The sequence below is a fragment of the Leifsonia sp. YAF41 genome, from assembly GCF_052113185.1.
GTDB lineage: Bacteria > Actinomycetota > Actinomycetes > Actinomycetales > Microbacteriaceae > Cryobacterium.
Genome location: NZ_JBFRCS010000009.1, coordinates 23,475 through 36,448, shown reverse-complemented (window position 1 = coordinate 36,448; position 12,974 = coordinate 23,475). Strand labels below are relative to the sequence as shown.

General features: G+C 67.7%; 13 protein-coding genes and 1 riboswitch. Of the genes, 2 read left to right on the top strand and 11 right to left on the bottom strand.

All coding sequences use genetic code 11. From position 1 onward, the window contains the following. Positions 1 to 114 precede the first annotated feature (114 nt). Positions 115 to 1,410 (bottom strand): O-acetylhomoserine aminocarboxypropyltransferase/cysteine synthase family protein, encoded by a 1,296-nt coding sequence (locus tag AB4Y63_RS10730; RefSeq protein ID WP_441791031.1) that lies wholly within the window; start codon positions 1,408 to 1,410, stop codon positions 115 to 117. A 124-nt stretch (positions 1,411 to 1,534) separates the two neighbouring features. Here AB4Y63_RS10730 and AB4Y63_RS10725 point away from each other — a divergent pair, with 124 nt between their 5' ends. Together AB4Y63_RS10725 and AB4Y63_RS10720 are read left to right on the top strand one after the other, a co-directional pair. After that, a complete protein-coding gene (locus AB4Y63_RS10725) occupies positions 1,535 to 2,686 on the top strand; it encodes an FAD-dependent oxidoreductase (RefSeq protein WP_441791030.1) in 1,152 nt (383 codons plus the stop codon). A gap of 40 nt (positions 2,687 to 2,726) precedes the next feature. Then, positions 2,727 to 2,791: riboswitch (guanidine-III (ykkC-III) riboswitch) on the top strand. A gap of 10 nt (positions 2,792 to 2,801) precedes the next feature. Next, positions 2,802 to 3,125 carry a DMT family transporter gene (locus AB4Y63_RS10720; RefSeq protein ID WP_441791029.1) on the top strand — a complete coding sequence of 108 codons (324 nt, stop codon included), beginning with the start codon at positions 2,802 to 2,804 and terminating at the stop codon, positions 3,123 to 3,125. 1 nt (position 3,126) lies between these two features. On the opposite strand, the gene AB4Y63_RS10715 is transcribed toward AB4Y63_RS10720, so the two are convergent. The 10 genes from AB4Y63_RS10715 to AB4Y63_RS10670 are packed head-to-tail and all read right to left on the bottom strand — an operon-like array spanning position 3,127 to position 12,968. Further along, complete coding sequence (locus tag AB4Y63_RS10715) at positions 3,127 to 4,116, bottom strand: NAD(P)/FAD-dependent oxidoreductase (RefSeq protein WP_441791028.1); 990 nt, start codon at positions 4,114 to 4,116, stop codon at positions 3,127 to 3,129. Beyond that, the gene (gene fdxA, locus AB4Y63_RS10710; protein ID WP_441791027.1) at positions 4,109 to 4,438 is read right to left on the bottom strand and encodes a ferredoxin; all 330 of its coding nucleotides are present in this window, start codon (positions 4,436 to 4,438) and stop codon (positions 4,109 to 4,111) included. The genes AB4Y63_RS10715 and fdxA overlap by 8 nt, the downstream gene beginning before the upstream one ends. Beyond that, positions 4,435 to 5,856: an FAD-dependent oxidoreductase gene (locus AB4Y63_RS10705; protein ID WP_441791026.1), complete on the bottom strand. Its 1,422-nt coding sequence runs from the start codon at positions 5,854 to 5,856 to the stop codon at positions 4,435 to 4,437. Before AB4Y63_RS10705 ends, fdxA begins: the two co-directional genes overlap by 4 nt. Next, positions 5,853 to 7,121, bottom strand: coding sequence for a uroporphyrinogen-III C-methyltransferase (gene cobA / locus AB4Y63_RS10700; RefSeq protein ID WP_441791025.1), 1,269 nt, complete (start codon positions 7,119 to 7,121; stop codon positions 5,853 to 5,855). The genes AB4Y63_RS10705 and cobA overlap by 4 nt, the downstream gene beginning before the upstream one ends. Further along, the gene (locus AB4Y63_RS10695) at positions 7,118 to 8,044 is read right to left on the bottom strand and encodes an ABC transporter permease (RefSeq protein ID WP_441791024.1); all 927 of its coding nucleotides are present in this window, start codon (positions 8,042 to 8,044) and stop codon (positions 7,118 to 7,120) included. Before AB4Y63_RS10695 ends, cobA begins: the two co-directional genes overlap by 4 nt. Beyond that, positions 8,034 to 8,792: an ABC transporter ATP-binding protein gene (locus AB4Y63_RS10690; RefSeq protein ID WP_441791023.1), complete on the bottom strand. Its 759-nt coding sequence runs from the start codon at positions 8,790 to 8,792 to the stop codon at positions 8,034 to 8,036. Before AB4Y63_RS10690 ends, AB4Y63_RS10695 begins: the two co-directional genes overlap by 11 nt. Before the next feature lie 3 nt (positions 8,793 to 8,795). Further along, a complete protein-coding gene (locus tag AB4Y63_RS10685) occupies positions 8,796 to 9,878 on the bottom strand; it encodes an ABC transporter substrate-binding protein (protein WP_441791022.1) in 1,083 nt (360 codons plus the stop codon). After that, positions 9,875 to 11,272, bottom strand: coding sequence for a sulfate adenylyltransferase subunit 1 (locus tag AB4Y63_RS10680; RefSeq protein WP_441791021.1), 1,398 nt, complete (start codon positions 11,270 to 11,272; stop codon positions 9,875 to 9,877). The genes AB4Y63_RS10685 and AB4Y63_RS10680 overlap by 4 nt, the downstream gene beginning before the upstream one ends. Further along, on the bottom strand, positions 11,272 to 12,234 hold the full coding sequence (cysD, locus tag AB4Y63_RS10675; protein WP_441791020.1) for a sulfate adenylyltransferase subunit CysD: 963 nt from the start codon (positions 12,232 to 12,234) through the stop codon (positions 11,272 to 11,274). Before cysD ends, AB4Y63_RS10680 begins: the two co-directional genes overlap by 1 nt. After that, on the bottom strand, positions 12,231 to 12,968 hold the full coding sequence (locus AB4Y63_RS10670; protein WP_441791449.1) for a phosphoadenylyl-sulfate reductase: 738 nt from the start codon (positions 12,966 to 12,968) through the stop codon (positions 12,231 to 12,233). The genes cysD and AB4Y63_RS10670 overlap by 4 nt, the downstream gene beginning before the upstream one ends. Positions 12,969 to 12,974: the final 6 nt, after the last annotated feature.

The window sequence follows — 12,974 nt, the reverse complement described above, 5'->3', positions numbered from 1 at the left end:
CCGTGGTCTCGCCGGAGTCAGCGGTGGCAGCGGCATCCGTTGTCGCGTCAGTGACAGCTTCGGTGCCAGCTCCGGCGGCACCGGTGGCGCCTACTTCGGTGATCGCATCCGAGCTCATTTCGATCCTCCCGTAGCCTGGGCCAGTGCCTGATCGAGGTCGTAGATGATGTCCTCGACGTCTTCGATGCCGACGCTGAGCCTCACGAGCCCGGGCAGCACGCCCGCATCTTGCAATTGTTGCTCGGTCAGCTGGGCGTGAGTGGTGGATGCGGGGTGAATCACGAGCGTCTTCGCGTCGCCGATGTTGGCGAGGTGACTGGCCAGGTCGACCGATTCGATGAAGGTGCGGCCGGCGTCGCGCCCACCCTTCACACCGAAACTGAACACGCTGCCCGGCCCCTTCGGCAGGTACTTGAGGCCGCGTTCATAGTGAGGGTGGCTCGGCAGCCCGGCCCAGTTGACGTAGTCGACGCGCGGGTCGGCATTCAGCCATTCGGCCACGATACGGGCGTTGTTCACGTGCGCCTGCATCCGGTACGGCAAGGTTTCGACGCCCTGCGCGAGCAGGAACGCGGAATGCGGCGCCAGGGTTGGCCCGATGTCACGCAGCTGCTCCGCGCGCAGGCGGGTGAGAAAGGCGTATTCGCCGAAGTTTCCCGACCATTCCAGGCCGCCATAGCTCGACACGGGTTCGCTGAACAACGGAAAGCGCTCACTGTGCCAGTTGAACCGGCCGCTTTCGACGACGACGCCGCCGAGCGTGGTGCCGTGTCCGCCGAGAAACTTGGTGGCCGAGTGGATGACGATATCGGCGCCCCACTCGATGGGGCGGCAGAGGTAGGGGGTCGCGATCGTCGAGTCGATGATCAGCGGGATGCCGGCGGCGTGCGCAACGGCGGCCAGTCCCTCGATGTCGGCGACCTCGCCCGACGGATTGGCCACCGTCTCGGCGAAGATCAGCTTGGTTTTGTCGGTGATCGCGGCGGCATAGTCGGCCGGGTCGGCGCTCTGTACGAACGTCGTCTCGACGCCGAAGCGGCGCAGGGTCACGTCGAGCTGGGTGATCGAACCGCCATAGAGATTGGCGGAGGAGATGATGTGATCACCGGATCCGGCCAGGCTGGCGAAGGTGATGTACTGCGCGGCCAGGCCGCTCGCGGTGGCGACGGCGCCGAGGCCGCCTTCCAGGCTGACAATGCGTTCCTCGAACGCAGCGGTCGTCGGGTTCGACAAGCGTGAGTAGATGTTTCCGTACTTCTGCAGGGCGAACCGGGCCGCGGCATCCGCCGTGTCATCGAACACAAACGCACTCGTTTGGTAGATCGGCAGTGCGCGGGCCCCCGTCACCTGGTCGGGGATGTTGCCCGCGTGAATTGCGCGCGTCGAAAAACCGTATTCGCGATCAGCCATGGCACCACGCTAGTGCCCACGTCGTGGCGCGGAAGGAATGTGACGTAACCCGGGGAACATCGGTGAAGGCCGGGTCGGGCTGCCTGCGTGAAACGGATGTAGTGAGTGCGGCAGGATGGATCGCATGACGCAGATGCTCGAGACAGTTGTGATCGGTGGCGGGGCGATGGGGTCGGCGACGGCCTGGCAGCTCGCGCGCCGTGGCCGCCCGGTGACGCTGCTGGAACGATTCGCTCCCGGACACACGAACGGCGCTTCGCATGGGGCGTCCCGCAACTTCAACACGGCCTACTCCGATCCCACGTACCTGGCGATGCTCGCCGAGGCGCTGCCGCTCTGGCGCGAACTCGAGGCAGAGTCCGGCAGCCGAGTGCTCGACCAGGTCGGCATCGTCAATCACGGGCCGCACCAAGGTTTCGATGACATCGCCGCCGGCCTCGCAACGGTGGGTCTGAGCGCTGAGTTTCTGACACCAGAGGCGGCGGACGAGCGCTGGCCGGGCATCCGTTTTGAGGGGCGCGTGCTGCACGCCCCCGACGCCGGTCGGCTGAACGCGGATGCCGCGGTGGTAGCCCTGCAACGCGCGGCCGCGGCGGCCGGGGCTGACGTGCGGCACAACACGCGGGCGCTGCGCCTCGACGTGCTCGGTGACGATCACGTGCGTGTGACCACCGAGACCGGTGTGATCGACGCCAGGCGCGTGGTGGTCACGGTCGGTGGTTGGACCACCACGCTGCTGGAAGACGCGCTGCCGATCGCCGCCCTCCCGCGCTTGGTCGTCACGCAAGAGCAGCCGGCCCACTTCGCGCTGCGCGATCAGGCTGCGGATGCCGACGCCCGCGCCTCCACCGACTGGCCCGGGTTCAATCACAACGTCGATCGCTCACGGCCGGACTCGGCCTGGTGGTATTCGCCGGTCTACGGCATGTACACGCCGGGTCAGGGCGTGAAGGCCGGCTGGCACGGAGTCGGTCCGGTCGTCGATCCCGATCGGCGCAGTTTCCTGCCCGAACCCCAGCAACTCGCCGCCCTGCAACGGTATGTGCGCGAGTGGCTGCCGGGCGCCGACGCCGACGCGCTCGAACCGGTCAGCTGCACCTACACGACCACGGCCGACGAGAACTTCGTGCTCGATCGGGTCGGCCCGGTCATCGTCGGCGCCGGCTTCAGCGGACATGGCTTCAAGTTCACGCCGAGCGTCGGCCGCATCCTCGCCGACCTGGCGACTGATGCGGCATCCGCCCCCGGCCTCTTCGCGTTCGCGCGCCGGCGCTGATCGCTGCCCAGCGCTTGATCAGCCCGGTTTGCTAGTCTGGCTGCAGGCCGCCCACCCGGCCCCGGACGAGGGATCAGTACCCGGAACGCGACAAGACTGGCCAAGGAAGTGTGCCATGTCGTGGATCATTCTCATTGCGTCCGGAGTACTCGAAGCCGTCTGGGCGACAGCGCTCGGAAAATCCGAGGGCTTCACCAAGCTCTGGCCGTCGATCATCTTCGGCGTGACGATCCTGCTCAGCATGGGCGGGCTCGCCTACGCCATGCGTGACATCTCGATCGGCACCGCCTACGCGGTCTGGGTCGGCATCGGCGCAGCCCTCACCGTGCTCTACGCGATGATCTTCAGTGGCGAACCAGCCTCGCTGATCAAGGTGCTGCTCATTCTCGGCCTCGTCGGCTGTGTCGTCGGGCTCAAGCTCGTCGACGGCAGCCACTAGTTCAGTGCGAGGTCGTCACCCCGAGCAGATCGTGGGTGATGATCGCCGCGACCCGCGCACCAGCGCCCGCAGCAACGATGAGCTGTTGCGGGCCCGGCGCGGCGACGTCACCTGCCGCGTAGATTCCCGGCACGGCGGTTCGCCCGTCGCGATCAGTGGCCAGATGCCCGTCGTCGTCGGTGTCGAGCGCCAACCCCTCGAGAAAATCGACGACCGGATGCCACAACGGGCGCACAAAACCGCCGGTGACCGGCACCCGTTCGCCATCGAATAAGCGCACGGCCGAGAGCGCGCCCCGCTCACCTTCCAGATCGTCGATGACCCGTCGATCGAGACGGATGCCGTGGGCCGCGAGCACCGCCTCGTCGGCGACGCTGAGACGTGCGACTCCATTGGTGAAGACGGTCAACGCGCTGGTCCACTGGGCGACCAGCAGGGCACGTTCGAGTAAGTCGTCGGTCTCGCCGATGAGCGCGAGCGGGAGATCGAGCTGTTCGTATCCGTCGCAGGCGACGCAGCTGAACAGGCTCATCCCGTAGTACGCGCGGATCGACGGCAGCGCCGGCAGCGTTTCGCGCAATCCGGTGGCGACCACGATCGACCGGCTCTGCACCACTCGCCCGGCAGCCGGGGTGGCGCCGGTGATCTCCACTTCGAAGCGATCGGGTCGCTCGACGTCGGCAACACCGGCCAGCGGGATGTCGTCCTCGTCCGCCGCCAACGCTCGCACCGCCCGCACCGATGCGCGTTGCAGCACCTCGACCCCCGGATACTGCGCGAGCTCCTCCCGGGCGAGGCGGCGCAACTCATGCGGAGGCACACCGTCACGTGTGAGAAAACCGTGCGAGATCATCGTCGCCGCATTGCGCGGCCGGTTGCTGTCCACGACGAGCACCCGTTTGCGGGCACGCGCCAAGTTGAGCGCGGCAGACAGCCCGGCCGGCCCGCCGCCGATGACGACACAATCGTAGGAGTCGGGAAGGCTACTCATGAGCGCCGCCCTGCGCGGGCAGCGCCGCAATGATCGGGTGGTCGAAGCTGTAGGTGCCCACCTTCGCGGCACCGCCCGGTGATCCGATTTCATCGAAGAACGCCACATTCGCCGTGTAGTAGTCGCTCCACAGTTCAGGCAGGTCGTCTTCGTAGTAGATGGCCTCGACCGGACAGACCGGTTCGCAGGCGCCGCAGTCGACGCACTCATCAGGGTGAATGTAGAGCGACCGCTCGCCCTCATAGATGCAGTCGACCGGGCATTCGTCGATACAGGCCCGGTCTTTGACATCGACACAGGGCAACGCAATGACGTAGGTCATGAGGTGATCAGGGTGCCGGCGCGGGACACGTCGACCTGCTCATCGCGCGACACCACTTTGACGCGCTCCCGCTCCACGGGCGACTCATCACTGGTGCCGAGCATCCGTTCGTGCGCATCGAGAGCGAGCCACCCCGGCCAGGTCGTGAAACGGATGCCGCGGCTCGCGAGCACCGCGAGGATCGCCTCGGCATCCCCGGCCGCAGACTCGGAAAGCTCGGAAAGCCCGGCCGGCGAGTCGAGGTCGGCGATGATCGTGCCGACCGTTTCGAGTGCGTCGCCCTTGGTGTGGCCGATCAGACCCACCGGGCCGCGCTTGATCCAGCCGGTCGTGTAGAGACCGGGAATCGGCGCGCCCGAGGTGTCCAACACGCGACCGCCGTCGTTCGGGATGACGCCGCGTTCGTCGTCAAACGGTAGCCCGGGCAGCGCGCTGCCGCGGTAGCCCACCGCACGGTAGACCGCCTGCAGCGGAAAATCGCGAATCTCGCCCGTTGTGCGCACCCCGCCGTCGCCGGTCGGCTCGGTGCGCGTAAAGCGGATCCCCTCGACCCGGCCGTCGCCGTACACCTCGGCGGGAGCGTGCCAGAAATGCAGGTGCAACCGCCGCGAGGCGCCCGTCTGCTCGGTGTCGAGCCAGCCCCGCAACGTGCGCGTCATGACCTTGAGCTGGTTGTTCTTGGCGACACTCTGCTCGCCGTGTTCGTCGGGCGCGAAGTCCTCCTCGTAGACGATCACGTCCACGTCGGGAACCTCGGCGAGTTCACGCAGTTCGATCGGCGTGAACTTCACCTGGGCGGGTCCGCGCCGGCCGAAGACGTGCACGTCGGTGACGGGCGACCCGGCGAGCCCGGCGTAGACATTACCGGGGATGTCAGTCGACAGCAGGTCGTCGGCATGCTTGGCGAGCATCCGGGCCACATCGAGGGCGACGTTGCCGTTGCCGATCACGGCCACGTCGGTCGCGTCGAGAGGCCAGTCGCGCGGGGCATCCGGATGCCCGTCGAACCAGGAGACGAAGTCGGCGGCGCCGAACGAGCCGGGCAGGTCGATGCCGGGCACGTCGAGGTCGGCATCGCGGATGGCGCCCGTGGCGAAGATGACCGCGTGGTAGTGCGTGCGCAGGTCGTCGAGGGTGAGGTCGACACCGTAGGTCACGTTGCCGATGAAGCGGATGATCCCCGAATCGAGCATCTCGTGCAGCGAGTTCACGATGCCCTTGATGCGCGGGTGGTCGGGAGCGACGCCGTACCTGATCAGCCCATAGGGGGCGGGCAGCGCATCGAACAGGTCGATGCTCGCCTCGGCACCGGCGTCGCGCACGGCAGCGGCCAGGATGTTGCCGGCGTAGATGCCGGCAGGGCCGGCGCCGATGATCGCAACGCGGACGGGGGAGGACGCAGGATGCGACCGGGTCATGGGTGGGCCTTTCGGGGTGTGCTGTCGGCGAATGAGGTGTCTGAATGCTGAGGGGAGTGTGCAGGGGAGGACGAATACGGGCTCAACGAGACGACGGCGCCGACGACGATGACAGCCGGCGACCGCACTTCTCTGGCCACAGCCTGCGCGGCAATCGTGTCGAGCGTGCCGATCGTGACGCGCTGGTTCGGTCCGTAGCCGTCTTCGATGATCGCGACCGGGCATTCGCCGCCGCGCACCCCCTGCGCCAGCACTGCGGCCGAGCCGGCCAGCGCCCCGACGCCCATGAGCAGCACGACGGTGTGGTCGCGGCCGCCGGGCAGCGAGGCGAGTTGCTCGTGCCCGGTCACGACGGTGAAACCGGTGGCCACGCCGCGGTGAGTGACCGGAATGCCGGCCGCAGCCGGCACCGAGATGGCGCTGGTCACGCCCGGCACCACTTCGACGGTCACGCCGTGGCGGCGGCAGAATTCTGCCTCTTCGCCGCCGCGCCCGAGCACGTAGGGATCGCCGCCTTTCAGGCGCACGACGCGCCGGCCCGCACGGGCATGTTCGACGAGGAGCGCATTGATCTCGTCTTGCGGAACCGGATGATGCCCCGGGAGCTTGCCGACATCGATCACGAGCACCTCGGCGTCCAATTCGCCGAGCAGGGAGCGCGGGCCGAGGCGATCACTGATCACGACATCGGCTTCGGCGAGCAGGCGGCGCCCGCGCACCGTGATCAGGGAAGGGTCGCCCGGCCCGCCTCCCACGAGGTGAACCGTGCCCGTTCCTGCCCTGCGGCGGCGGTGCCGAAGCGGCAGCGAGCCGGCGTCGAGGGCGTGGCCGATCGCATCGCGCAGGGCCATCGCCCGGCGCGGATCGCCGCCCGCCGACACGGCGACGGTCACGTCGTCACCGCGCGTGACGGCGGGAACCCAGGCGGCCGAGCTGCGATGGTCGGTGGCATTCACGCACCACACCCGAGCAGCCTCGGCGTCGGCCGCGACCTGCGTGTCGACATCCGCCGCACCCGTCGCGGTGTGCACGAGCCAGGCGCCGTCGAGGTCGCCGGTGCGGTAGCCGCGTTCCAGCCAGGTGACCGCCCCAGTGAGCAGGAGTGCGCGCAGATCACTGCCGGCTTCGGGGGCGATGACCGTGACAATCGCGTCGGCCGCGACGAGCCCGGCGGCCCGACGCGCGGCGACGGCTCCACCCCCGACGACGACCGCGGAGCGACCGGCCAGGTGCAGACCGAGCGGGTACAGGATGCTGTCGGTCATCGGGTTCCCCCTTGCAGAAGGCCCCGGCTGCGCAACAGCGTGCGCTCGATCGGGGCGAAGACGACGAGTTCCACCAGGATGCCGATGAAAAGAATGACCAGGATCGTGGCGAGCACGCCCGACAGGTCGGCAAGCTCGCGGCTCTGCTGCAGCATCGAGCCGAGGCCGAAACCGATCGTGCCGCCCATGGTGATGATCTCGGCGGCCATCAGCGAACGCCAGGAGAAGGCCCAGCCCTGCTTGAGGCCGGCGAAGTAGCCGGGCATCGCCGCGGGGAGCACGACCAGGGTGGCGAGTTGACCGCGGTTGGCGCCGAGCACCGTTCCGACGCGACGCAGCTGCGGCGGAACTTGGTCGATGCCCGACACCAAGCCGTTCGCAATCGACGGGATCGCTCCCATCAGAATGACGAAGTAGACGGTGGCGTCGGAGAGCCCGAACCACAAGATCGCGGCCGGCACCCAGGCGACAGAGGGGAGCACCTGCAGGCCGGAGAGAAGCGGACCGAGGGCGCGGCGAAGCAGACGCCACTCCGCGAGCAGCAGGCCGAGCGGTGTGCCGATGGCGATCGCGATCAGAAAGCCGATCCCTCCGCGTTCGAGGCTCGTGAGCACGGCGAGTTGGAGCCGGCCGTCTGCCCAGAGGTCGCCGATCGATGCGGCGACGTCGAGCGGTCCGGGCGCGAGATCGGGGCGCGGGCGAGCGATCACGACGTAGAGCTGCCAGGCGGCAATCAGAAGGATCAGAAAGAGCACGGGCGGCAGCACGCCGTCGATGAATCGTCGCCAGGGACCCTTTTCGGTGATCGCGACGCTTTGCAGGGCATCGAGCCCGGATTCGAGCGTGCGCAGGTCCGCATTGGTTCGAACATCGAGAGGGGACTCGTCGAGGATGAGCAGTGGGTGGGAAGTTTCAGGCAGCATTGCGGCGGATCTCCTGTCGGAGGTGCTCGGTGATCTCGTCGGAGAGAAGGGAGGCCTCTGAGGAGTCGAGGCGTCGCTGTTCGCGACCGTTGAGTCGCCACTCGTTGGCGATCCGGCCTGGCCGGCTCGACATCAGCAGCACCCGCTGGCCGAGCCTGACCGCCTCGCGCACATTGTGCGTGACGAAGACGATCGTGCGGCCGGTTTCTCGCCAGACGCGTTCGAGTTCTTCGTGCAGCAGGTCGCGGGTGATGGCGTCGAGCGCGGCGAACGGTTCGTCCATCAGCAGCACCTCGCGGTCCTGCGCGAGCGAGCGGGCGAGGGCGACCCGCTGCCGCATTCCGCCGGAGAGTTCGTGCGGACGCTTGTGGGACGCGTCCGCGAGATTGACCACGTCGAGCAGTTCGAGCGCCTGGCTGCGACGCCGGGCTCGCGGCACTCCGCGCAGTCGGAGCGCAAGCTCCACGTTGCGGCCGGCCGTCAACCAGGGGAGGAGCGAAGCATCCTGGAACATCACTGCGGCGTTGCCGCTGGCCACCGTGAGGGTGCCGGAGCTCGGGTGCTCCAAGCCGGCGATGATGTTGAGCAACGTCGATTTGCCGCAGCCGGATGCGCCGAGCAGGCAGACGAACTCGCCCGGCTCGATTGAAACAGTCACGTTGTCGAGCACGAGTGGCCCCGTGGGGCTGAATCGCTTGCTGACGGCGTCGATCTGGATTGCGCTGTCACGGGGGCTGCGGTCGGTCATCGGCTACTCAGTTCCGAGTTTTCCGGCCGAAACGGGCTTCTGCCCCGCGGCCACGAGCGCCTTGTTCAGCACGGACAGGTCGAACAATCCGTGCACATCGCCCTGCTTGGCGGTGCCGGCGGCAACGCCTGCTTTGAGGAGCACGGGGAACGTCGAAGCCAGCGGGTCCGTTGTGAAGGTGACGTGTTCGAGGGCACGGGTGATCACGGGATCGGACAGCGCCTTGCCGGTGTCGGCGGCGAGCTTGGCGTTGATCACCGTGGCCGCCTCAGCCGAATTGTCGTTCAGCCAGGCGACGGACTGCTCGTGCCCGGCAAGGAGGCTCTGCACGGCGTCGGGGTGTTCCTTCAGGTAGTCGGCGCGCACGACGAGAACCGTGGTCGGGAAGGCGCCGTCTTTCCAGAGGGATGCCTCGTCAACGAGCACGTGTGCGCCGGCTTCGAGCACGAGTCGTGACACCCACGGCTCGGGAAGCCAGGCTCCGTCGAGTTGACCGTTCTGGAACAGCGTGAGGGTCTGGGCATTCTCGGTCGGCGTGACGTTCACGTCGCCGCCACCGGTGGTACTGGTGGTGTAGCCCTGCTTGGCCAGCCAGCCGCGCAGGGCGACGTCCTGGGTATTGCCGAGCTGCGGGGTGGCGAGGGTGGTTCCGGCCAGGTCTGCGGCGCTTTCGATGCCGGAACGCACGACGAGGGCGGCGCCCCCGCTGGTCGCGCCGGCCACAATACGCAGCGACGCACCATCGCTCGCGACGAAACTGTTCACGGCCGGGTTCGGCCCGATGTAGGCGGCGTCGATCGCCCCGGCGCTGAGCGCCTCAATGGTGGCCGGTCCGGCGCTGAAGATCTGTGTCGAGAGCTCGGTGGCACCAAGCTTCTCCTGGAAAAAGCCCTTCTCGAGGCCCACGAGTGCGGGAGCATGCGTGACGTTGTCGAAGTAGCCGAGACGAAGCTCCGTGGCCGGGGCCGGTGTTGCCGTATCGCCTGCAGCCGCATCGCCGGACGTCGCGGCGCATCCGCTCATCATCGTCACGATCAGTCCGAGGGAAACGGTGCCGAGGGTGGCGCGTAGGCCGATGCGATTCATGCTGCACTCTCCGTGATGTCGGTGTTGGTGGGGATGGTGGTTTCGAGGTCGGTGGTGGTGTCTGATTCAGAGGGGTCGGCGATCACAATTCCGGCGGCGAGAGTTGCGCCGTCTTGCGGGTGGATCACCAGAAAGGCGCCGGCGCGGCGGTTCGTCGCATAGGCCTGGGCGGGAAGCGCGGAAGCCAAACGGATGTTGGCGTGACCGATGTCGTTGATCTCGAGCGCGTCTGCGGTTTCGAGGGCCAGGGTGTCGAGGTTTCGGCGGCCGAGGAGTGTGGCGAGACTGGCCTGCACCGTGGAGGTGCCGAATTTCGCCAGCACCCGGGCACCCGGCCGGAGCGGCCGAGGATCGAGCCAGAACAGTGCGACGGTGAGATCTTTCTTCAACTCGGGCACACGATCGGAGGCGACGATGACGGCACCGCGCGCGATGTCGAGGTCGTCACGCAGGCGGAGTGCCACCGATTGCGGGGCGATGGCCGTCTCCAGGTCGACACCTGCGAAGTCGATGCCGGTGACGACGGTGCTGCCGCCGCCCGGTACGACACTCACCCGGTCGCCGACGCGCACGGTGCCCGAGGCGACCTGCCCGGCATAGGCGCGGTAGTCGCGATAGGAATCGGCGTCTTCGGGGGCGACGGCGACGGCGCCCTGCGGGCGGATGACCAACTGCACCGGAAGCCGAAACGCCTCGAGGGCACTCTCGGCCTCGTCGATGAGCGGCAGCGTCTCGAGAAGTTCGAGCAAGCTGGGGCCGTCGTACCAGGGGGTGTTGACGGAGCGATCGACGACGTTGTCACCGGCGAGAGCCGAGACCGGGATCACGTGCACCGCATCGATACCCAGCTCGTCGGTCACGACGCGCACGGCGGCGGCGACGCGATCGAAAGCAGCTTCGTCGTAATCGAGTAGGTCGATCTTGTTCACCGCCACGATGATGTGCGGCACGCGCAACAGCTGCACGACGGAGAGGTGCCGACGCGTCTGCTCGAGCACTCCGTTGCGGGCGTCGATGAGCACGACGACGGCGTCTGCGGTTGTGGCACCGGTCACCATGTTGCGGGTGTACTGCACGTGGCCGGGGCAGTCGGCGAGGATGAATGAGCGGCGCCCGGTGGCGAAGTAGCGGTAGGCGACGTCGATAGTGATGCCCTGTTCCCGCTCTGCCCGCAGGCCGTCGGTGAGCAGGGCGAAGTCGATGCCGCCGGTCTCGCCACCGAATCCGCGCTCCACGGAGGTGCGGGTGACGGAGTCGAGCTGATCGGCGAGAATCGCCTTCGAATCGTGCAGCAGGCGTCCGACCAGGGTCGACTTGCCGTCGTCGACGGAGCCGGCGGTGGCGAACCGGAACAGCGTGCCCTCGAGTGGGCGGGCCAGCAGTGCGTCGGTCATTAGAAGTACCCGTCCTTCTTGCGATCTTCCATCGCTGCTTCTGAGATGCGGTCGTCGGCTCGTGTGGCGCCGCGTTCGGTGATGGTTGACTGGGCGACCTCGTGCACGACGGCGTGAACGGTGGCGGCGTCGGATTCGACGGCGCCGGTGCAGCTCATGTCGCCGACGGTGCGGTAGCGCACCGTGCGGAGCTCGACCGTTTCGTCGGCCGTGGGCGCGCTGACCGGGCCGACGGCCCGCCACATGCCGTCACGCCGGTAGACCTCACGCTCGTGGGCGTAGTACAGCGGCGGCAGCTCGATTCCCTCGCGTTCGATGTAGCGCCAGATGTCCAGCTCGGTCCAGTTGCTGATCGGAAACGCCCGCACGTGCTGCCCGACGGTGTGGCGCCCGTTGTACAGATTCCACAGCTCAGGTCGCTGGTTGCGTGGGTCCCACTGACCGAACTCGTCCCGAAGCGACAGGATGCGCTCCTTGGCACGGGCTTTGTCTTCGTCGCGACGAGCACCACCGAAGACCGCATCGTGGCGGCCGTTCGCGATCGCATCCAAGAGCGGCTGCGTCTGCAACGGATTCCGGGTTCCATCCGCGCGCTCGAGGAGTCGGCCGTCGTCGATGTAGTCCTGCACACTGGCCACGGCGAGCCGGATGCCCAAACGCGCCACCGTCGCATCCCGGAACGCGAGAACTTCCGGAAAATTGTGGCCGGTGTCGACGTGCAGAACAGGGAACGGTACCTTGCCGGGCCAGAACGCCTTCGCAGCGAGATGCAGCACGACGACGGAATCCTTGCCGCCGGAGAACAGCAGCACCGGTCGCTCGAACTCGGCGACGACCTCCCGGATGATGTGGATGGCTTCGCTTTCGAGCAGGTCGAGCTGGTCGAGGCGGGGTCGTGCAGTCGAATCGGGCTGTGCCTCCTGGAAGACAGGTGCCGCCTGGAGAGCTGGTGTCGAGGTCATAGGTGAAGTCCGCATTCTGTCTTCTCGAGCCCGGCCCAACGGCCGGACCGGGGGTCGTCTCCTGCGCTGACCTGTTTCGTGCACGGCGCGCAGCCGATGGAGGGGTAGCCCTGAGTGAGCAGGGGGTTCAGCACCACGGAATGCGCGGCGGCGTAGTCCTGCAGTTCGTCAAAGCTCCAGGCGGCCAGGGGGTTCACCTTGACCAGCTGGTTGCGTTCATCCCATTCGATGAGGGGAGTGTTGATGCGGGTGGGCGCCTCGTCGCGGCGCACCCCGGTGAACCACAGCTCGTAGCTGCGCAGAGCGCGGTGCAGCGGGGCGACCTTCCGCGCCGCGCAGCAGGCGCCGGGATCGCGAGCGAACAAGTCCGTGCCGAGAGCCACATCCTGCTCGGCGACGGTCTGCTCCGGCAGCACGTCGACAATCGTGACGTCGAGGGCGCCGGCCACCTCGTTGCGTGTCGCGTAGGTCTCCGCAAAGTGGTAGCCCGTGTCGAGAAAGAGCACGTCGACGCCCGGCAGCTGATCAGCGACGAGCTGCGGCAGCACCGCATCCGCCATCGAGCAGGCGACCGCGACAACGCCGGTGTCGAAATTCTCGGCCACCCAGGCGACCAGCTGCTCGGCGGAGGCCGCGCTGAGCTCAGCGGATGCTTGCTCGGCGAGAGTGCGCAGCTGTTCGGGTGTGCGGAGGTTCGGGTTCCGGTCGGGGGATGCTGTCTTCCTGATGCGCAGCGCATC

Coding starts and splice junctions, on each gene's coding strand:
- AB4Y63_RS10730 (WP_441791031.1), bottom strand. CDS start 1,410: ATGGCTGATCGCGAATACGGTTTTTCGACGCGCGCAATTCACGCGGGC.
- AB4Y63_RS10725 (WP_441791030.1), top strand. CDS start 1,535: ATGACGCAGATGCTCGAGACAGTTGTGATCGGTGGCGGGGCGATGGGG.
- AB4Y63_RS10720 (WP_441791029.1), top strand. CDS start 2,802: ATGTCGTGGATCATTCTCATTGCGTCCGGAGTACTCGAAGCCGTCTGG.
- AB4Y63_RS10715 (WP_441791028.1), bottom strand. CDS start 4,116: ATGAGTAGCCTTCCCGACTCCTACGATTGTGTCGTCATCGGCGGCGGG.
- fdxA (WP_441791027.1), bottom strand. CDS start 4,438: ATGACCTACGTCATTGCGTTGCCCTGTGTCGATGTCAAAGACCGGGCC.
- AB4Y63_RS10705 (WP_441791026.1), bottom strand. CDS start 5,856: ATGACCCGGTCGCATCCTGCGTCCTCCCCCGTCCGCGTTGCGATCATC.
- cobA (WP_441791025.1), bottom strand. CDS start 7,121: ATGACCGACAGCATCCTGTACCCGCTCGGTCTGCACCTGGCCGGTCGC.
- AB4Y63_RS10695 (WP_441791024.1), bottom strand. CDS start 8,044: ATGCTGCCTGAAACTTCCCACCCACTGCTCATCCTCGACGAGTCCCCT.
- AB4Y63_RS10690 (WP_441791023.1), bottom strand. CDS start 8,792: ATGACCGACCGCAGCCCCCGTGACAGCGCAATCCAGATCGACGCCGTC.
- AB4Y63_RS10685 (WP_441791022.1), bottom strand. CDS start 9,878: ATGAATCGCATCGGCCTACGCGCCACCCTCGGCACCGTTTCCCTCGGA.
- AB4Y63_RS10680 (WP_441791021.1), bottom strand. CDS start 11,272: ATGACCGACGCACTGCTGGCCCGCCCACTCGAGGGCACGCTGTTCCGG.
- cysD (WP_441791020.1), bottom strand. CDS start 12,234: ATGACCTCGACACCAGCTCTCCAGGCGGCACCTGTCTTCCAGGAGGCA.